This is a genomic window from Nostoc sp. UHCC 0252, from assembly GCF_034931145.1.
GTDB lineage: Bacteria > Cyanobacteriota > Cyanobacteriia > Cyanobacteriales > Nostocaceae > Nostoc.
The window spans coordinates 26,630-47,179 of sequence record NZ_JAYGHE010000024.1 but is presented as its reverse complement, the minus strand read 5'-3'; the positions used below and the strand labels follow the sequence as shown (position 1 = coordinate 47,179).

Below are 20,550 nucleotides of genomic sequence, written 5' to 3'. Positions count from 1 at the left end.
TCGAACATGATATCACAGATAAAAACAGGTAAATGATTAGTGTTTATCTGTTTCTATTTTTTAGTGGCGACTATCTTTTTTAAGAGACTGAAGCAAGTGGCTAGGACGTGCAACTTTTACACCAAGATAAAAATCAGGATAGCGAACAAATATATAATGCTCATACTCATACCAATGCATTTCACCCTTTTCTTGGTTACACGCCTGACAAATAACCCAAAAATTATTGAATTCCATTGATAACCAGGGATACTGCGATCTAGGAAGCTTATGATCTATTGTTTTACCACCCTTTTCAGAATACTTGTCCCCACAAATTGGGCAGTACCAGTCTGAATTATCTCTCACCCAATTTTTGCTTTCTTGTGTTGTACCACACTCATAATCACCATTAACATATCGCCAGTAATCGAATTTTCTGTAATTTTCAAAATCTTGATGAGTTAGTTTATGATAGCGTTTACTACCAATTTTATCCGCAATATTAAATAATTCATTCAGTTCTTTCCCTTCAATGCTCACAGGATCTTCCTCTAATATTTGATACTTCTATATGACTTTTTTGTTTTATTACTAAAATCAATAAATTCTATTTCTGTATCAGGGTACTGTTTATCTATTTCTTCTGCGATTTCATTTACTTCTTTAGCTAATTTGTGATTAGTTTCTTGTATTTCTTGAGAAGTTAAATATTTATTTCCAATTCGTTCTGCTTCTAAAAATAATTCTTCTAGTGTCAATTCCTCGTATTGATATTTATCTAATAAATCCTTTATTTTATGATAAAGACTGATGAGGTTATTCCATCCAACATTCTTGTAACCTTCTGTTTTTAGCCAGTGTATATCTTCTTGCTTCAGCTTGTTTCTATTCTTTGAGTTAATACGCTGCGTGTCGCGGTAACTCATCCCATTGAAAATTGTTTTTTTAGTTTTAAGCTCTGTCATAGAGTCACTTTTTATCCCAAGGTAGATTTAAATAAATGAATTACCGCTTTCCGAATTTCGCTGTCTTCATACTGAAGAATTTTCTTAGTATTTATAGCTAGTTTTAGTCTGATTTCGTCAATTAAATTTTTTAAGGCTTTATTATCTTTCATGAGTTGCTCATTTACAACAATCAAATCCTTATTTTTAGAAGTTATAGCTTTGAGCCTATCTTCTACAAGATTATTTTTGTCGTATGAGTTTTGAATTTCAGCTTCGCGTTTATCCCTTTCCTGTCTTTGATAATTTATCAGTTGATCAATTTTCGCAGCATATTCCTTTTCTCTGCGCTCAAGCTCATTTGTTTTCTTCGTTACCAAACCTTTCTGAGCAGCTTGAAGACGCTGACGATTGATTAATTCAGAACCAGCAAAATGTGAAATAGCTCTACGAATAGTAATTTCGTCAGGATTAGTCTTAAAGTCAATTTTCTCTAATGCACGTTCAGCATCTTTTATTGTCCATCCTTCACCTGCAAGTAGCTTAATAGCCTGTGACTTATTCACTGTTCTAAGTTTATAGGGTGGGTTTAATGTAATTTAGGTTACGTTCTTTTAGTATAAAACACGCATACAGTAACTAGACTGGCAATTTTACCGAAAATCATTATTTACAAGTGAACCTACTACTGAGAATATCTCCCAGAAAAACCCGCCTACGCTAGAGGCAGCAAACAGAAGCGTCAGGTAAATATTATGACTCAAACCCTAGAACAACAACCCAGTGGTTTATTTAAAGTAATGAGTAATGAGTGGATGAAAAATGGGTATTTACTCATTACTTGTTACTTATTACTCATTACTCCTTCTTAAGAGCGCCTTTAGGTCGGTGAGGATGTCAACCGATGAAGCCGCCGTTGATGATATGCTGATTTGCATAGGCGATCGCTCTTTTGGTATAGGTTTTAAAACGCATTTTCGCACCGTATCGAAGACATATATTGCATTTGGTAGCCTCAACCTAACTTATAACATTAGCGATCGCACTTACAGCCGCCACATTTTTCTCAGGCTTTCCAAACAATCCTTTTGTCGCTGCTCAATAACTGCTGGAGTCCATTCAGATTGCTGTAAAACTTGGGTTGTCAGTACAAAAGGACAAATACCTTTTTTGCTAACAAAATACTTTTCTTTCTTTTTATCAAAATCGTAGTTTTGCGCTTCAGCATTTTTGTTTCGAGAGAGTAACGCCAAATTACCTATTCTATGCACATACTGAAGACGTTCTTCATCATCTGGAAACCACTGAAGCCACTTACTGCCTACGCTTGGGTTCTGAGGAAGTACGTGTTCAACTGTAATAACTGAATAGTCGTAACTCGCTTCCCCTTGAGAAAGTGTAGAGTCAAGGCGCAAAAGAACATATTGCCTAATTCGCTTAATAAGATATACATCTCCATCAAGGGTTTTAATAATTCGATTTATTTCTTGAGGAGTTAGCTGTAAGGGTGAATCAAATGCATATAAATCGACATTTTCTTCAATAGCGGTAAGAACTTTTGCATACCGTCCGATCCTGTCGTTAATATCAGCCCGTAAAATCAATAAACCTGCTGCTAATCGCTCAAGATCGGTAAAGAACTGTTTTAATTTACTAGGAGTCTGTCTATTTTTGGAAAAATATAGAATTGCTGGCGGAACCCAATCAAAGTTGTCTATTTGATTTAGCCACTTAAACAAAGAATTAATTTTTTCTGCATCTTTATCACTTTGGTAATTTGCCGTATTGATAATTTCTAAAGCATCAGAATAAGGCTTTAATATTTCGTCAATAAATTTTTGTGGATCTATCTCAGGTAATATATCTTCACGAAATTCCTTGAGAGCAGTCTTACGCGGTTTAGCCTTACAATTAATCATGCGGATATGGGCGAATAATTCTTGAAATTTATCTCGGCCTAAATCCTCTTCTTCTGTTTCCCAGATTTTTGTGTATTTATCCTGTTGAGATTGAGCAATTTTTCCAATAACCTCTGATTTAAGAAAATCACTGAGTGAGAGGTCTAAACCACGCGCATTTAGAATAGAAAATATCCGATAAGCTGAGTCAAGATCGGGCGTAGAAACAACTACTAAGAAACAGCACGTCATTAAATAGTGACTCAAACGACTTCGCTGTTGCTCAGAAAGTTCACCTAATTTATCAAAGAAATAACTTGCATTGGCTTTAATATTTTTTTGACTATCGGTTAACTGGAAACTATCAAGTTTTAGAAGTTTATCTAACCCATTTTCGCATTGTACATAATCACGAAAGAACTCTTCATCTCTCTCTCTTAATTTGAGGCGATAACAATCGGATGTTCCTTCAAACTCATCGCCTTCTTGATAAATATATTTTGTAAGTCTTGATGCATTCTTTTCAGTGAATAAATTTCGTAAAACAGATAGAAGAATTGTGAGAGTCGTCAGACGTTGCTGACCATCTACAACGTCTGCTTTAGGAGCATTTTCACTTTTAATTAAAACTATACTTCCTAAAAAATAAGGGTTGGTATCAGCTACAGCTTCTGAACCATCTCCTAAAAAAGATAATAAATCAGTTAACAACTCACTCGCTTGGTCTTTTGTCCATGCATAAGGACGCTGATAAGCCGGTATGGAAAATGCGAAGTCATTACTAAAAACCTTTAATAGTGCTTTCTCTGTGGCGTGAATGGCTACTGACATAAATTTCAAGTACTACTTAAGTATAATCTGATGCAATTTTCCCCGATCAAACGCAGTTTAACTCACCATTACTGCGATCGCCAGATTGAATTAACTCAAGTTACATCCAATTTTCTTCAGCTTTTCTTTATTCACTCAATGTTGCATTTTTTTAAACATCTGTTACATTACTTTACAGACGGTTACAACTGCTACAAAACTTGAACTTTGGAGTTTTACTTATGACAGGTTTTAAGAATCCTGCGCCTATTGTTTCAGAAGATTCTAATGCTGTACGTTTTGGCTTCACTCCTCAGAGTGAAAACTGGAACGGTCGTCTTGCAATGATTGGTTTTCTATCTGCGATTTTAATTGAAGCTTTTTCTGGTCAAGGTTTACTCCATTTCTGGGGCATCCTCTAAGCAAAATAGGCGGTTAGAAAGCACGTCTATATAGACAAAACCTGCCTTCCTAAGTTTCAAACAAGGGGATTTTACCCCTTGTTTGTCTGTATTAATACACCATTCAACTAGGATGTTGACTCTGTGCTTTTTTAGGGGGACAAAATTTATGCAAAATATGTTTGATTCCGTCATTGCGAGCGAAGCGAAGCAATCGCAAAGTCTCTGGGATTGCTTCGCAACGCTTCGCAATGACAGGAAATAGCACGAATCAAAATGCTATGGATCTGATTTTGTTTAAAATGCTGTAAGAGGCGATGTGCTTTGTTTATAGTCGCCAGCCAAACAATGCAATCTACAGATAAACGTCCTCTCAGTTGGTTGTTGCAGCAGTTTCAACTCAAGCCAGGTAAGCCCGCCATTTTTTCAGGATTGCGTAGCCTTGTTATCCTGGGTGTACCCATTGGGATTGGCATCATTACTAATCATGCGGCTGATAGTGCGATCGCTACAATGGCAGCTTGGTTTGTTGGGATGGTAAATGTTGACGGAGCCTATCGCCAGAGAGCGACTGCTATGATCGCAGCTACGATTGGGGTAACTTTAATGTTCCTGATCGCCAGTTTGGTTAGTAACAATATCTGGTTAGCCATCCCGACAACTTTTTTAGTAATATTTATCGCAGGTTTAGCAAGTCTCTACGGCAATGTGGCTGCATCTGTCAGCTTGATTACATCGATCATGTTTGTCATCTCCCTTGCTAAATTTGCTTCATTTTCTAATTGGTCTACTCTTATCCTGCACTGTGCCCTATGTCTGGCTGGTGGCGCGTGGACAAGTGCGTTGTTATTAGGTTTGTGGGTAGTGCGTCCTGATGTCCCGGCAATGCAGATAGTTGCTAACTGTTATCTCTCGTTGAGCCAATTTGTGAACTTGGCAAGCCAGAGAGGATTAAACCCAGATGAGCGTCAGGAGTTGACACAGCGATTTTTACAAGCTCAAGATACCGTCATTCAGGATTTGACATCTGCCCGTAGTGTCTGGACAACTATTTGGACTAGGCAAAGAGGAGCTAGCCTGCGAGGAAATCAGTTACTTGTGTTAATTGAGGATGTCAATCAAATTGTCAATTCTGTTGTTGCACTAAGCGAACTGTTAGCGATCGCATCCGAACATCAACTATTTTATCGATTACAAGCAGAAATTCAGCAAGTGATAGAACAGTTGGCAATTGCTCTACAAATGTTGTCAGAAGCGATCGCTAAAGGAAAAAACTCAGTTCACTTAGGGGATCTAGATCGGACAGTTGAGGCACTAGAACATCAATGGCAAGTTCTCCGCGCTCAAGTTTTCAATCAAACAATAAATCTTCAGATAGATGAATATCCCGATGTAGTCAACATTAGGAAGATTACAGCCAGTCTGACAAAGCTGGCACAGCAAATTCATGATGATGCTGATGTTGTAACAGATTTAATCCAGGGAAAACAGCGCAGCACTACCCAGCGAGATATTTCTCCCCTAGCCCAGCCAGAGCCTACTACAATTGTTGATACACTACGACAGAACTTCACCTTTGAGTCAGTGCTTTTTCGTCATGCGTTGCGCCTCGCACTGATCGTAACCTTTGCTCAATTCCTTGCCTCAGTATTGCCAATACCTAGAGGTTACTGGATAACGCTAACGGCTCTAGTTGCACTCAAGCCAAACTTTGGGGGAACGTCTGAGATGACGGTACAAAGAGTTGTTGGGACTATTTTGGGTGGAATTGTTGGTATCGCTTTGGTTTTACTGCTTAAGAATCCATTAGCGATCGCAGTTTGTTTTTTATTGTTGGTGTTTGTTGCGATGTCGGTGCGATCGCTAAGTTACAGCATCTTCATTATCCTGCTGACTCCTGCCATCATCTTATTACTCAACCTGATTAATGCAGGTGGCTGGGAAGTTGGAGTATTGCGGATCGTTGATAGCTTCCTTGGGGGTGTCTTAGCACTGCTTGGCAGCTATTTGCTTTTTCCCAGTTGGGAACGACAAAAACTTCCCGCACAACTGGAAAAGACAATTAGAGCCAATCTTGCCTACTTTCAACAAGTTATTGCTAATTATCTGCATCCACAACAGGATGAATCTATAAATATGCTACGCCATCAGGCGGCATTAGAAAACGCCAACGCTAACGCTGCTGCTCAACGATTGTTTAGTGAACCACGTCACATTCAGGGAGAAATCGAACCTATTATGACGCTGATAACATACATTCGTAGCTTTTTCAGTTCGGTGACAACTCTAGCAGAACATCAGCGAGAATTTAGCGGCGAGTACCAATTTCCTGAACTCAACCTACTTACCGATAGCATTATCCAAGTTTTGGAAAACTTAGCAAATGCCCTTGGGCAAGGACAACCACCCCAAGCATTACCAGCGTTAGATAGCTATCTCGAAGTAATTCACAACCAAATTGAACAGTTACATACCGCTCGGTTATCAGAGATTGCCACAAATTCCCGTACTTTAACTTCCACATTACAAGCCGTTCGAGAACAAACTCCCTTATTCACAGAACTGGAACGAATTGTTAATGAAATTAAAGTTATGCACTGTGTAATTGCTCGTCTACAAGAATAAAGGAAGAACTTTCTTCGCAGGCTAAAAAGTTCCTATTTTTAATCCAATCTTAGATGTAACTTACGGTTTTCTAATAGACCTCGGGGTTAACTTCTGACTTTTAACTCCTGCCCAAACGGTAAGTGGTTGTCCGACTTGTTTATATAGCAAGCTTTCTAAAATCACGCCATTATTGTTGGCAGTGAGAGTTTTATTCGGCTGGCGCAGAGACTCATAAAAGCCGTTGTACCAACCATCTTTAGAGTTAAGGTTAGCTTGGACAAAATCAAATAACTTGGTAGTGTAAGTAGTCTTGTAAAGTACGTGCCAACCGATCGCAGCTTTGGCACTGAGAAACCGTAAATCGTTGTGTTTTTGTTGGGTATCTGTGATGGTTGCCCAAGGTTCTCCGTTCACAAACAAGCTGCTGTAAACAAAGTATGGCGGACGATCTAAATTGTCTTCGGTGACAGCAGTTAATTGTTGTGTAGCTTCATAACGTGCTACTTGAGCGGCTAAAATCCGATCGGCATAAGCTTTTGGCAAAGCTTGAAATCCGGTTTCGATGCCATCTAATATGTAGGGTTCGCTGAGAACATAGTTATTAGCTCCAGAGTTTTTAAAGTCGCGGCGATCGTAAGGAATTCCCTGTCCATAAAGATCAACAAAGGCAGCATTAAATTGATAATCCAATGCTTGTGCAACATTCAAACCCCAAAGCTTTAAACCATAAGCAGCATAATTCTCATAGCCCAAACGCCCTTCTTGGTTGTATTGTTCTTTACCTTTAATAACGGAAGTACCGTACATTTTCCCATTTTTGGTCAGACGCTTGACTTGCCAATGTTTCCAAACTGCTTCTGTTTCTAGTTGCATTTCTGGATACTTTGCCCCGACAATCTTCAACCAGATTGCCATCCTGCCTAAATCGATGGCTGACCAACCAATTTCTTCGCGTTTTTCAAGTTGACCATAATTGACGGGTAGGAGGGTTTTGGCATTGTAAACCTTGTTGGGTAATTCACCTTTATATAAAGGCATTGATGCCAGTGTTTTCAACATTTTGCTCATTTTGGCCTCAAATTCAGCCGCAGGCACGATATTGAGTTCTTTAGCACTAACTAAGGCTGCGATCGCTGCTGTCTGATCCCACATACTGACAGAAGCAAAGCCATCAACGGAATTGACCAAGCCAGTTTCATCATTCCAATTGCGCTGGAAGTATGACCAAGCAATACGCGCAGTTTTCATTTCCTCTGAACTCAGTTTTCCCACTCCCGGAGCAATGTATGGAATTATGGCTACTGTGAGTTGATTCTTAGGAATGGATTGACCTGGCAAAACTACAGATTTAGCATCAAGGCTAGCAACTATTTCGGCTGCTTTATCAGCAGAGAGCGGGTTTTGGGGTTTTTCTGGTAATTTACGTGAAGCAGTTTCGGATGTTGAGATTTCAGGTTTTTCTATAGAAGCTTGGGAAAGTTGTTTAGACCAAACATTAAAAATTGCGATCGCAATTACAGCCGTAACTACTCCTCCTACAGAAGCTATTATGGACAAGTTCTTTGGTGGCGGTTGAAAATCAGAACTCATAGTGGTTAAAGCCTTATTTTGTAAGTCAGGGTTATTTGCGTAGTTTCACCAAATACATTCTTCCCAACTTTGAAATCTAACTAACACCCGAAAGTCCACCAGACTACTACAATAAAATAGTCACGCACCCGATCTCTGGAGTTCTAGCAGTGGGATTATTTGATGATTTGAGTCGGTTTTTAGAAAACCGTTTAGAAGAATTCTTGCGTAACAATCCGCATTTGGAGTTAGAGGCGCTGCTAGAACAGCTGCGTGAGCAAGAAGAAGACACATTAAAGCTGATCGCAGATTTAAAATTACAAGAGAAGCGATCGCAAGAAGAAATTCTCTCCACGGCTCAAGAAATTCAGCGTTGGCATATCCGTGTTCAAAAAGCCAAAAACGCTAATAGAGAAGATTTAGCGAGCGCTGCGGGTGAGCGAGAAGCAGCCCTGTTACGCGAGGGAAATCAGAAGTGGGGACACATGCAAGGGCTGAAAGAACGCATTAACCAATCTCAAGAACTTCTACAAAAAATTCAGCAACGCCGACAGGAAGTGCAAGCTAAAGCAGCAGCCGCCCAAGCAGTCCGTGACAAGGCGCAAACTCAGCAGCGTTTTGAAACCAGTGGTTGGTCAAATAAAACTAGTAGTTATTCTAGTGGGTTTGATGATTTAGAAGAAAAGTTCCGTAGCTGGGAAACCCAAGATGAATTGGAACAAATGAAGCGGAATCTTGGGAAAAAATAATCGCAAAGATATATTTATTTACGCACTAGCCCTTTCCAGGCAGGCATTTTGCTCGATAAACTCGCTATTTTCAGGTAAATAGACCACGCAGTAGGGGCACAGCATTGCTGTGCCCTCATGTCAAATGTGCTTCAAATACATAAAAACTGCTGTATTTATTGCAACAATTCAAAAATCGTTCTTAAAAATTACCCCACTTAATTATAGGTTGGCATTTATGCAAACATTATCAAGTGGGATCGGAATTCACAAACCGTTATTGACCAGAACCGCCTGTAGTAGTATCACCTGTAGTAGAAGAACCATTATTAGATGTACCGTTTGACTGGTCTACTCCTTGAGGTGGAGTAGTTATAGGGGTATCATTTGTCGTGCTTGGCGTGACAGTATTAGTAGAAGTACCGCCTTCGTTTGGCGAAGTAGGAGTATTACTCGCTGGGCTTTGTGTCGCTTTAGGCGTTGGCTGGATTGCAGAAGGCGCTTTTTCTGCCGCAGGCTGCTGGGGTGGAACAGTAATATTAATATCTGGTTGGCGAGGTGCAGGCGGTACAACCTGCTGTTGTGGAACAGGTACGGGTACTGCTACTTCTCTAGTTCTTTCGATGATCGTCGTTGGTGGTTGAGGAGATGCAGATGCACTAGGGGTTGGTACAGGAACCAAGACTGGCGCAGTATTATCAACTGTTGCCTCATTGCTCTGGTTGAAGTACCAAACTCCACCTACAACCAAAGCAAGTAGAGAAGTCACGATAATACCCAATAGCAAACCACCACTAGCATTCTCATTATCACGCTCGGCTAAATCAGCTTGCTGGTATCTACGCTCAGTATTTCGACCTTCTACATAACCGTTTTGGTAAGAATTCGGATTAGCTGTCTTGTTATTAAGTGTTTCAGTGGTTCGTGTTAGATGGGTGTGAGTATTACCGTTAGTATCAGTGTAAGATTCTTGCTTGACTTCACTGTTTTTGCTTTCGTGTTCATTGGGAATAGACATAGCTATTGATTTCACTCCTTAATACTATATTGAGAAACTAAAGCTTTGTAAGAACAAGAGGTTTTAATGAATTGAAAAATGTATGTTGCTGATAAATATTGAGTTTTATTTGTTACCCAACTGTTGGTAATTATCAGAATAACCTCTGCGATCGCACAAGTGTCTCTATCTCTAGGGAGTTAATACTTAATCTTAAGAAAGAGCAGCCCAAAGATAGATGTTATTAAGCTGTTACCTAATGCGTAAAAAGAGAATCTAATTACAAGACATTAAAATTGAGAGCTTTTCGTCCTGATCTACGCAGTCATATTCATCGAGAATGCGATCGCAGGGCCAATATAGTTGAGAATATAGAAGTATACGCTTCTGTTAAGGATCAAAAGCTAGTAGCATTCGACGATACGCCAGAAATTGCAATGAAGGCTAGCGAGAAAAGGATTGTGAGCCGTGGTGCATGCGATGCGATCGCTAATTTACCGATAAGACTACGCAAGACGTTTATCAGGAATTGTCTTATGGATAAATTGCTCAACAGCAAAATATATGCTACTAGAATGTCTGCAAGCACATTTCCCAGGGGCAGGCAATTCTGCGAGACAAGTGGCCAAGAGAATATGGCAATAAACAACCTAATAAAGGAAAAGACAAGAGGGAAAGCAGAGTCTAGCCAGTAATTGGTATTACTACAATCATCAAGCCAGTCAAATCTAGAAATTGTATTTAATTTACTAATCAGGATTTATTTTCCTGATAAAGTTTACTAAAGTCAAGTTCTACCTCTTCTTTGCATTACTACTATAGGACTCCTATTTGATTTTTGAACAAGACTTAGTACGGATATATCCCTTCTTTTCTTCCCAATTCCCAATTCCCAATTCCCAATTCCCAATTCCCAATTCCCAATCCACGCAAGTAAATATGGCTACGCCACGCTGCGCGAACAGAAACCAAACCGGATTCCTATAGCACATCGTAATAATACTTAAGTTCTTTTGATTAATCACTAATGAGGAGAGATATAAAAATCTTGTGGTTTTAAAAGATAACGTGTAATTAGGCACAGTTTTATCTTTGTTGTTTGGTGTTGTTGCCGCAGTATTTTCTAAATCTTTTCTATGAGAACTGAGGCAGAGATAATATATGTTTTTAGACATTTTAGCTAGCCTGCAACGGTTGTTTGTGGGTTACATTCCAGCCGCCGTATTAGGTAGTTTTATCGGATATTTAGTAGGCATGAATAGCATGGTTTATCAGTTATTTAGGCTGATATTTCAGATGCCACATAGCATCCCTCCTATAGCTTTGCTGCCCATTGCATTAATAGTATTTCAAGAGAGTGAATCGGCTGCTACTACAGTAGTTTTTCTAGGAACCCTCTGGACGATGATTATTAATACGGCAATCGGAATGCGACATTTTCATAGGCAGAATAATAACTTTCGAGTAGCTATATTTCATTTATTTCATGCCTTGAAAGTCAGTATTTGGGTAGCCTGGTTTATAGTTATTGCTATAGAAATGTTAACAGGGCCAAAAGGACTTGGGTTTACCCTTTGGGAAGCTTATAAAGCTGGTAATATCGATTACATAATTCAGACGATCATCTATATTGGTATTATTGGCTTTTTGCTGGATCAGTTACTAGATTTTGCAGCTTATATTCTCTCGCAAATGGTTTCAGATGGGAAAAAATCTTCTTAAATTTTATCGAATAGAATTCAGGAGTCATTGCGTACCGCCCTTGGCGTTCCCGCAGGGTACGAAGAGAAGCAATCCCAAAAGCCTTGCGATTGCTTCATTCCACTTCGTTGCACTCGCAATGACATATTACAAGTAATTTGCCGGACATGATATGATTCCTGAATTCTGACTCAACTGGACTTGCGGATTGCACCCTGCCAGCTAATAGTTTGCTTGGTAGAACGTATTCCCAAAGAGCGAGTTGCTACAACTTCAATATCAACATTGACACCAGGGCGTAAGGCTGAATCAGGAATTTTTAGTTTGCCTAAAGCTAGAGTAAAACGGTTGTAGTCACGAGTCACAAGTTCGCCCTGAATATCTCCTTCATATTCAGTTTTGTAGCTTGAAGAACCGTACAAGTTATCCTTTGTGCGGAATTTGACGCGAAACTGAGTATTAATAGCATCAGATTTTGCTGCCAAATCAACTATTTTTAAGTTGAGATTTTGTCCTGATTCGGCAAAATCTGCTACAGCTAACCGAGTAACATCTTTTTGGGGAATGGCATGGTTAACGGTAAATGTTGTTAAGTTAGCCTCGCTTTTGATGCTACCATCAACCCATAATTCCTCAGCAAAAGTAACTTCTACTCGTTTTTTATCAGTTAAATTGAGTGTGACGGCTTGATTGCCAAAGCTGGTAATGGGTTGTCTTTCTTGCCAAACTATTTGAAAAGTTTCTTCTAGACGCTGTTCAAACTCAAGGTAATTATCTGCGATCGCAGAACCAGGCGCAAGTAGAGAAGTTGCCCCAATGCGTTGATTCCACTTGTTCTTTGACAGGTTTACTGGTTTGTTTGTCAGTTCCGAAATTGCTAACTGCACCGTTGGATTATCAGCAGCTAAAGCCTCCTTACTATTGACAATACTTAAAGTTCCTAAGCGTCCTTGGCTACCATCCCTGCCATCGCTGCCATCTCGCCCATCGCTACCGTCGCTACATCGATAAGTCTTATCAGTACACTTATAATCAGGGCTACCGGGAGTACCTTTGCAAGTTTTTACTTCCCAACTTCGTCTGCGACACTGACAACCTTCCGTACCATTGCCACCTCTACCACCGCGTCCACTTTTCCCGCCAGTTGCGCGAACAGAAATGTTTCGTAAGTCTGCCAAATTGCTGTAATACACTGTGAGGGAACCACCATTTCCCCCATCTCCTCCCTTACCACCGTTACCGCCATTGCCACCATTTGGTGCATTTATATTATGGCTGACGCGCTCGCGTTGATAACCACAATCAGGGCGATCGCCATGTTCCCCATCTTCCCCGTCTTCACCATCTTTACCCGACAAGTCAAGATTAACGGTTGAAGCATTAACAAAAACATTTTGGTTTTCACCGCTACTACCATCTCTACCCGATCGCCCATTGCTTCCTGTGCGTCCATCTCTGCCATCATTTCTGGCTACTTTATAGTATTTGTCAGAGGCAACGGCTGGGCATAAAACTGAACCAGAAGCAGGCAAAAAACTCGTAAATAAGCAGAATGTCAGCAGTAGTGGCAGCTTACTCCTAAAACCATTATGCATTTAGTTATACCTAAAACTTTAGTTTAATTATCTATTCGTGACGCTGACTTTCAGCAATTTGCTCCCTTTTGTTCAGTGGTATCGTTTTCGGTTGGGAAGAGGTTTAACGAATAGAACTCAGGAGTCAAGTCGCTTCGCTCCAATTAAAAATTAAAAATGTAAAATTAAAAATTGCAATTCTTTTGGGGCTTGAACCCACCACTGATTGTAGACCACTAAATCTGCATATTTAGTGGTAGCTCAGTACCCAAAATTAATTAAAGATTATTCTTCTTCACTAATTTTTAATTTTTAACTTTTAATTTTTAATTAAAAAAACGGTCAGGAGTCAGAATTCAGCAATGTTTTCTGTGCGAGTGGCGGATGAATAACCGGGTTTAAGATCCCTACTCCTGAATTCTGACTTCTGAATTCTGAATTCTTTTTTAAATATTTACTACGCAGAACGTTGAAACACTACTGAAAGATTATTCGCTGGCATTTGGTAAGTCTGTTTCAAGATTAAATTTTCTGCCCTAGCTGCTGCCACTACATCATCTAAGTCCCGCACACCCCATTCTTGGTTTTGGCTGCGTAAATATTCGTCAAAAGCGGCATTACTTGCGGCTGTATGTTCTCCACCTTGTTTGAATGGCCCATACAAATAAAGGATACCTCCTGCTTTTAGTATCCGACCTGCCCCTGCCATTAGCCCCAAACAGGCTGACCACGGTGAAATGTGAATCATATTAATGTTGACAATGGCGACAATTGGCTCTCGATCAAGCCACCCTTTCTCTACTGGCCAAACTGGTTCTCTAACATCTAGCTCAAGGGGTGCATAAACGTTATTACATAAATTGGTTGAGTCGATGGAGAGTATTATCTCTCGCACCTCTCGGTTAGATCCGTGCTTGCAACTTTCACTGCACACGGCTCCCGATGTTCTTAGCTTGCGCTTTTGCTCATGTGTTTGTAATCGTGGCAACTCTCATGAATTGCTTCAAGATTATTTTTCTTCCAGTTGGCGTGATTCCCGTCGATGTGATGTAGGTGAACCCGTTCCTCATCGATGAATTTTAAGCCGCAGGATGCACATTTATGGTTTTGCTTCTTAAGAGCTTTAGAGGTTTCGCCGTCATAGAGCTTACTGTTACGTTCGCTCCAGTAGGCTGTATCTCCGTCGTAGGGTGATTTAGTTCCAATGACCGAGATGTGTTTGTTTTCGGAGTAGGAAACTTTTGGAAACGCTTTATCTATCAGTTTTCTGCTAGAGTGGCGTGTCTGTTTTGCTTCCTTGTTGAATACCGTGTAAGCTCTGTGATCCATGAACCAAAGTGATAACCTTGACCCGTCCATCTTGCAGAACTTATGGTAATTTCTCCAGCCTCTAACTACTGGGGCTAGTTTTTCAGCCTTTGTGGTAGCGCCATAATTCGAGTTGTTGACGATGTGTTTTACTTTCTTACGGAACGCTTTGAAGTTGTCCACTGAGGGATTACATCTAAACTTTCCGTTTTTCTGGACTTTAAAGTGCCAGCCGAGGAAATCAAACCCATCTGTCGCGGCGGTAACTTTGGTTTTCTTTTGGCTTACATTCATTCCGCGTTTGCGGAGAAACTCGCTGATTCTTTCAAGTATCTCTGTTGCATCATCTTCGGGTCGGAGTATAATAACCATGTCATCCGCGTATCGGATTGATGGTTCTTTGATATCCTCTTTTGAGGTTTTATCAGTGATTCTGTGTCCTTGTTTCTGGTATCTGTGTATACTCTCAATCCCGTTGAGCGCAATGTTAGCTAGTAGAGGACTGACCACTCCCCCTTGTGGGGTTCCTTGTTCAGGAAATTCTGGGTTGATTCCTGCCTTGAGGCATCGGTATATTCCGAGTTTTAAGCCTTTGGGGGCGATGAGTTCGTCCATTATTGATGAGTGGTTAATCCTGTCGAAGCATTTTTCGATATCGAGTTCTATAACTCTTTTATCTATTCCGTTACTTTGTGAGCGTAGGTTGTCAAAGATGTATTTCTGTGCATCATGGGCAGAGCGCCCAGTTCTAAACCCGTAACTCCTGGCGTGGAAGGTGGCTTCGTGTGCTGGTTCGAGTGCGTATTTTGCGAGACATTGCCAAGCTCTATCCGCGATGGTTGGTATCTTAAGCATTCTGGTAGTCCCGTCCTTCTTGGGGATGGGGATTTCCCGTAGTCCTTGATGCTTCCAATTTCCGCTATTCATTTTCAGTAGTTCTTCTAGGTTGAAGCGTTCTTCAAATGAGAAGCATTTCTTGCCATCAATACCAGCCGTCTTTTTGCCAGCATTTAGCTGAGATACAAGTCTAATTGCAAGAAATCGAGCCGAGGTAGATTTTAGAATAAGCTTTTGGAGTAACCTAGCTTTCCGCTTGTCTCCAACTTGAACTGCTTTGTACACGCGCTTTTGAAGGCGGAAAAGGTTACGGCGGAATTTCTTCCACGGTAGAGCTTTCCAAGATTCACTAGTTTTGTAACTGTGTCTAATCATTTTCTCTTCTAGAGTTTGTGTATTCTGAACACCTCGAACCAATTACGGTTCGTCCTACCCGAATTGTGGGGATTCCTCCGCTCGTCTGGGCTACTTGGGGAACGAAAAGCCCCTAGACCCACAACTCGTTTTTATTCGTTCCCTCGGAGAGATTGATTGTTCCGTTAGGCGTGGTCAATTCAACTACTGGATTCCCTTGACTCTTTGCCGTTATTAAACGCAGATGCGGCGGGAATTAATTCTCCAGTGAAGTCAGGGATTTTCTGTTGCGCCCTGCTTTGGACTAAGTTGCTTTTATAGACCCGGTTTCACCATAGGAACTCCCTGTTAACGCCAGTGTCAACCCGCAACGGTCGTCTGATTGCGTCCTGTTCCCAGCTTCACTCTACAAGAACCGAGCTTGTTCGGTGTGGGCAGATAAGGAGTCAATTCTGAGTCTGAATGGTAGGACTTTCACCTACATCTGACCGAGAGTTCAGCCTTTAGTGACAGTAATCTGCTGTCGGGCTGGATTAGTTATTTACGGACTGATTACCGTTATTCGCTAATCAACGAATCGCACGTGTTCAGTCCATGCAATAATGCTGGCTCGTGACTCTAAATTTACATCTGTTGGTAGCCACCGCCGAGGACTTAGCTTAGACGCAAAAAAGACTGCGTGTTCACCAGTACCACTTGCTATTTCTAAAATAGTGCCACTTGACGGTAATACCTGCAAAAGTATTTCTAGAATTGGTTCTCGGTTGCGCTCAGTTGCTGGTGCATATTGTCGTGCGTCTTGTGGTGTCATTTGTATCGTTTTTTTTAGCGTAGGTGTAGCCCGCCGTAGGCATCGCAGAACTTTTCGCCCTACTGAATTTGCTTAGTTTATCTTAATCAACGTTCAGATGGAATATTCATGTTTCATAAACATAACAAAAGGTTTGGACTGACGAAGAACATACTCAGGCAGCAATGAAAAATTATACTGTCTCATTCATCTAGCCATAATTGCACAATCCTATTGCAATTGTTTCGTTTTTCTTTATCTGATTTAGTTAGTTTCATAATTAACCGTACCATTGTGACTGCCAGTTTTTTCCTTGATTCTGGTGTCTCAATCAATAGTGAATTGTTAGGAGACAATGTAGCTTCAGGTGGGGTTAAAACAGGTGAATTGGTCGGATTTATTAGATTATCCATGTCAAAATTTCCTCCGGCAAATTACTTGTGATATACCATTGCGAGTTCAACGAAGTGGAAGACTCGCAATGGCAATTGTTTAATTGGACATGAGATATAGTAGGATTTAGGAGTCAGGATTCAGGAGCAAAACAAGCTTTACGCAAGTCATTGATGATGACTTTTTCATTGTGGCAGAAATGCGTTTTGATTATAGGTGTAGCTTACATTATTGGCAAAGTTAAATTGCTCAAACCCATTAGTGGTCATGGTAATGCTATCTAGCTGAAAAATAACACTATTGTTAGCACCAAAACTTACCTGAAAGCTGTCTTTATTGTAAGCACCAAGGTCTAGTATATCGTAACCTTTACCACCATCGACTTTAGCGTTACCAAAACCTTGCACAAAATCGTCACCTTTTTCCATGTTTATGTTAACACCACCTCCAAAACTGGAGGCGCTGATTCGATCGTTTCCATTACCCATATCAATAGTTCCGCCAAAGATACCGTAAGATTCTAAGCCGGTAGCCTTGGCAATAATAGTATCGTTTCCATGCCCGGTATTAATCGAGCCTTTAGTGTTGTCAATGGCGATCGCTTTGTCAGAAGCCGAAGCCGTAGCATGTATAGCATCGTTTCCATTGCCAGTACTAATTAACCCTCTAGTGTTGTCAATAGCGATCGCACTGTCATAAGCCTCAGCACTAGCATTGACAACAGCTAAGGCCAAAGCTTGATTGTCGGGGGTAGCACTAGCAAAAGTAGAACTATAAGTACCTGCAAAAGTACCAGCACTAGATGTAGCACTAGCTTTGAGAGTATCTGAACCTGCGCCAGTGGCAATTGTCCCTCGAATATTCTTGATGCCCGTGGCAGTGATGGTTGCCTGAGCTAAACTTGTAGCTATTGCTCCTGCAAAAGCTGTGAGTCCTTGAGAGATAGGGGTCTTGCAGATAGCCTCAACAATGGCTGAAGCATCTGCGATCGCTACAGCTACTGCACTGATACTACCCAGAGTATCACTACTTATACTGTCATCTCCTTTGCCAGTGTAAGCAACACCTCCAGAGTTATCAATGCCGTCGGCAGTAGTCTTGATTTTAATCGAGGCAAAAGCGTTGGCGATCGCAGTCGCACCTGTTTTTTCAGCAATGGCTATAGCCTGAGATACTGTATATGCGGTGGCGGTGATCTTAGCTGTTGCGGTTCCATTAACTAAATCGGCTCCCTTGCCTGTATTGATAATTCCTTGATTTTTAATACCATAGATCGCAATATTAGACTGACCACTCAAGTCGGCAGAGGCGATCGCATTAGAGTTTTTATTTCCAATCCCCACAAAGGCTCCCAAAGCAAAATCCCCGGTTACATTGGAAGTACCAATGATTTGATCGTTACCATTCAATGTATTTACATTGGAGGTATTGAATATCTCAGTCCCTGGATTCACTACATCAGATTTTTTGGTAAATTTGACTTTGTTTAAATTTAAACCTGTCATGAAATCATCCTTTTAATATTGATTGACTAAAATTTGGATTGCCTTCATAAGATCGTGATGAATCTGACTCCCCTTCCCTTACATGGGGGCTAGGTCTGTATTTTATGCAAGTGAGAACCGCTACAGATACTTGCGAAATGTATGCAAACCCTCTATTGTCCAACGCTAAAAGGTTTATAGGCTTGATATCATGTCCGGCAAATTACTTGTGATATGTCATTGCGAGTGCAACGAAGTGGAAGGAAGCAATCGCAAGGCTTTTGGGATTGCTATCTCTACGAGACGCTCCGCGAACACTTCGTACCCTGCGGGAACGCCAAGGGCGGTACGCAATGACAATTATTTAACCGGACATGATATAAATGCATATTTCCAAAAGCCTTTGCTTCCAAGGCATTAATGGAAACAGAGGTTGCTGCAAGGTGTAGTCCAAATTGTTGTAGATTGCCCAAGAAAAGGCTGCTATGTGATTACAGCTTCAATATTGTAAACAATTATTGCGGAAATCGTTATTTGATAGTAAACGATATAACTTATAAAAAAGCTGAAGGTTCAAATGAGCATAAGAGCCTTCAGCAATTTATGAATCTATTGGGCTTTCGAGCCGACCTCTACTTGCAGGAGTTAATACTCTTTGTAAGTAGAGTTTAATTATTAGTAAGTACCAGATACTGATTCACCGCGAGCCTTAGAAGAATGAGGAGTGGTCTTTGTGGCATTATATGTTTCAGCCAGGGTGTTGTTACCTAATGCTTCAGCATCGCTCATAGAAGTAGCTAAGTTGCCTAGTGCGTAAAAGTAAGACGAGGCAGATTTGTAAATGCTGACGTTTTCGTAAAAGTAGCGTGAGGTACCACCAATAACTTCTTCAGAGGTATTTTCCAAGTAGTTTAGATCAGAAATAATCATTTGACTTTCTCCTAAAAATTGTAGCTTTTGGTTTTTTTGTCTAACCAACTTGTTTCGGTTGGCTATATATTCAATATAGTTTATTCCTCTCAAAAGTCAATACTTTTTAGAGGAATTTTTGATTAATAAAACTAATATATTTATTCTAAAAAATGGCATAAATAGTATTAATTTGAATTAGAAAAAATGGCATACAAAATCTAGACAGAAGATAAAAATCTCCTTTCCAGCAAGCTTTACAGCGATTAAACAAATTTTTAGTTTCGCTAAAATAGAATCTCAAAAATAATTTTTTAAGATGCTATAAAACAAGGAACTATTTATTTTATATCTATAAAAAGTTGAAGCTTAGAAGAAGCTATCCGAAATCAGAGATAGATAGTTAGCTAAAAAATATTTGAAATTTCATCAATTATTTGGGATTGTTGAATAACATATCTATCGATCGCATATTCGCATCTGAATCTATGTGAGTAACTATTTTCATAGCGTTGATTTGACGCTTTAACCAATCAGAAAATGATTCTGTGATGATTTTTTGGCATAACTGTTCATCTAGTTGGGGTTGAATGATTTCTTCCACCCAAATTAAATGCACCCCCAAAGGAGTCGTAATCGGTTTGAGAGCCTTTGGCGGTGCAGCAGCAAATACATCTGCTGCAATCTCTGGACGAAAATCTTTGCGGTATTGGAGTCCCCGATATCCATAAACACGACGTAGTTTTGGATCTGGGATATATAAACGAGCGATTTCGGGAAAATTGATTTCGCCTTCTTCTAGCGCACAAAAAAGTTCTAAAGCCAAGTCGCGATCGTCGAGGACAACTTCGTAAGTCACGGCGGCAATATAATCTAGCTGGTGTTCATAAAAGTGCTTTTCGACTTGAGGGTAAAATAAATGATTTGCTAACTTCCGAGAAAGGATCTTTGTATAGGCTAATTCCTCAAACTCATTTAAAGACAAATAGTGTTTTTCTAGCCATGTCCAGGTTTCTTTAGCTTTGACAAGCTTGTTAGCGAACCGTAAGTTATCTCCTTCTTGCTGTAGTTCTTCCGGTGTGACTATAATTCTTGCCTTTTGAGCGGCTTCGGCAATAATCTTTTGAGATACTATGGCCTCCACTACATCAGGGATCTGACAAGAAAGTTTAAGGCTGTGAATAATATCTGAATTGGAAATAGTTAAACTAGACATAATACTCTCCAATAATTAATAGCCTTGGGTATGGCTTATTTCCTCATC

At 40.3% G+C, this 20,550-nt stretch carries 17 protein-coding genes and 2 pseudogenes; 4 read left to right on the top strand and 15 right to left on the bottom strand.

Annotation, left to right across the window (positions count from 1 at the left end):
* Window positions 1–60: 60 nt before the first annotated feature.
* The 4 genes from VB732_RS15675 to VB732_RS15660 all read right to left on the bottom strand — a co-directional run bounded on the left by VB732_RS15675 (window position 61) and on the right by VB732_RS15660 (window position 3,655).
* Window positions 61–522: an HNH endonuclease gene (locus VB732_RS15675; protein ID WP_323231795.1), complete on the bottom strand. Its 462-nt coding sequence runs from the start codon at window positions 520–522 to the stop codon at window positions 61–63.
* Window positions 523–533: 11 nt separating this feature from the next.
* A complete protein-coding gene (locus tag VB732_RS15670) occupies window positions 534–947 on the bottom strand; it encodes a hypothetical protein (protein ID WP_323231794.1) in 414 nt (137 codons plus the stop codon).
* A gap of 11 nt (window positions 948–958) precedes the next feature.
* Window positions 959–1,492 carry a hypothetical protein gene (locus VB732_RS15665; protein ID WP_323231793.1) on the bottom strand — a complete coding sequence of 178 codons (534 nt, stop codon included), beginning with the start codon at window positions 1,490–1,492 and terminating at the stop codon, window positions 959–961.
* Window positions 1,493–1,972: 480 nt separating this feature from the next.
* On the bottom strand, window positions 1,973–3,655 hold the full coding sequence (locus VB732_RS15660; protein ID WP_323231792.1) for a DUF262 domain-containing HNH endonuclease family protein: 1,683 nt from the start codon (window positions 3,653–3,655) through the stop codon (window positions 1,973–1,975).
* 221 nt (window positions 3,656–3,876) lie between these two features.
* On the opposite strand from VB732_RS15660, the gene VB732_RS15655 reads away from it, so the two are divergent.
* Together VB732_RS15655 and VB732_RS15650 are read left to right on the top strand one after the other, a co-directional pair.
* Window positions 3,877–4,056: a high light inducible protein gene (locus tag VB732_RS15655; protein ID WP_323231791.1), complete on the top strand. Its 180-nt coding sequence runs from the start codon at window positions 3,877–3,879 to the stop codon at window positions 4,054–4,056.
* Between the two features lie 327 nt (window positions 4,057–4,383).
* A complete protein-coding gene (locus VB732_RS15650) occupies window positions 4,384–6,660 on the top strand; it encodes an FUSC family protein (protein ID WP_323231790.1) in 2,277 nt (758 codons plus the stop codon).
* 60 nt (window positions 6,661–6,720) lie between these two features.
* On the opposite strand, the gene VB732_RS15645 is transcribed toward VB732_RS15650, so the two are convergent.
* Complete coding sequence (locus tag VB732_RS15645) at window positions 6,721–8,232, bottom strand: DUF3131 domain-containing protein (RefSeq protein ID WP_323231789.1); 1,512 nt, start codon at window positions 8,230–8,232, stop codon at window positions 6,721–6,723.
* 149 nt (window positions 8,233–8,381) lie between these two features.
* Here VB732_RS15645 and VB732_RS15640 point away from each other — a divergent pair, with 149 nt between their 5' ends.
* Window positions 8,382–8,960 (top strand): TIGR04376 family protein, encoded by a 579-nt coding sequence (locus tag VB732_RS15640; protein WP_323231788.1) that lies wholly within the window; start codon window positions 8,382–8,384, stop codon window positions 8,958–8,960.
* A gap of 256 nt (window positions 8,961–9,216) precedes the next feature.
* Here the strand turns inward: VB732_RS15640 and VB732_RS15635 are convergent, their stop codons facing one another.
* Together VB732_RS15635 and VB732_RS15630 are read right to left on the bottom strand one after the other, a co-directional pair.
* On the bottom strand, window positions 9,217–9,957 hold the full coding sequence (locus VB732_RS15635) for a hypothetical protein (protein ID WP_323231787.1): 741 nt from the start codon (window positions 9,955–9,957) through the stop codon (window positions 9,217–9,219).
* 806 nt (window positions 9,958–10,763) lie between these two features.
* The gene (locus VB732_RS15630) at window positions 10,764–11,111 is read right to left on the bottom strand and encodes a hypothetical protein (protein ID WP_323231786.1); all 348 of its coding nucleotides are present in this window, start codon (window positions 11,109–11,111) and stop codon (window positions 10,764–10,766) included.
* Here VB732_RS15630 and VB732_RS15625 point away from each other — a divergent pair.
* Window positions 11,098–11,658: a nitrate transporter gene (locus tag VB732_RS15625; protein ID WP_323231785.1), complete on the top strand. Its 561-nt coding sequence runs from the start codon at window positions 11,098–11,100 to the stop codon at window positions 11,656–11,658. The two genes, VB732_RS15630 and VB732_RS15625, sit on opposite strands and share 14 nt — an antisense overlap.
* 170 nt (window positions 11,659–11,828) lie before the next feature.
* Here VB732_RS15625 and VB732_RS15620 read toward each other — a convergent pair whose 3' ends face one another.
* The 8 genes and pseudogenes from VB732_RS15620 to VB732_RS15585 all read right to left on the bottom strand — a co-directional run bounded on the left by VB732_RS15620 (window position 11,829) and on the right by VB732_RS15585 (window position 20,505).
* Window positions 11,829–13,232 carry a collagen-like protein gene (locus tag VB732_RS15620; protein WP_323231784.1) on the bottom strand — a complete coding sequence of 468 codons (1,404 nt, stop codon included), beginning with the start codon at window positions 13,230–13,232 and terminating at the stop codon, window positions 11,829–11,831.
* Window positions 13,233–13,668: 436 nt separating this feature from the next.
* Window positions 13,669–14,115 (bottom strand): annotated as a pseudogene (locus VB732_RS15615) (DUF938 domain-containing protein); the annotation flags it as partial.
* 44 nt (window positions 14,116–14,159) lie between these two features.
* Window positions 14,160–15,731 (bottom strand): group II intron reverse transcriptase/maturase, encoded by a 1,572-nt coding sequence (locus VB732_RS15610; protein ID WP_323231782.1) that lies wholly within the window; start codon window positions 15,729–15,731, stop codon window positions 14,160–14,162.
* A 565-nt stretch (window positions 15,732–16,296) separates the two neighbouring features.
* Window positions 16,297–16,521 (bottom strand): annotated as a pseudogene (locus tag VB732_RS15605) (DUF938 domain-containing protein); the annotation flags it as partial.
* 182 nt (window positions 16,522–16,703) lie between these two features.
* Entirely contained in the window at window positions 16,704–16,913 is a 210-nt protein-coding gene (locus tag VB732_RS15600; protein WP_323231781.1) for a hypothetical protein, read from the bottom strand.
* 165 nt (window positions 16,914–17,078) lie between these two features.
* Entirely contained in the window at window positions 17,079–18,398 is a 1,320-nt protein-coding gene (locus VB732_RS15595) for a hypothetical protein (RefSeq protein WP_323231780.1), read from the bottom strand.
* A gap of 654 nt (window positions 18,399–19,052) precedes the next feature.
* Window positions 19,053–19,307: a hypothetical protein gene (locus VB732_RS15590; protein WP_323231779.1), complete on the bottom strand. Its 255-nt coding sequence runs from the start codon at window positions 19,305–19,307 to the stop codon at window positions 19,053–19,055.
* A 412-nt stretch (window positions 19,308–19,719) separates the two neighbouring features.
* On the bottom strand, window positions 19,720–20,505 hold the full coding sequence (locus VB732_RS15585; protein ID WP_323231827.1) for a peptidylprolyl isomerase: 786 nt from the start codon (window positions 20,503–20,505) through the stop codon (window positions 19,720–19,722).
* Window positions 20,506–20,550 lie beyond the last annotated feature (45 nt).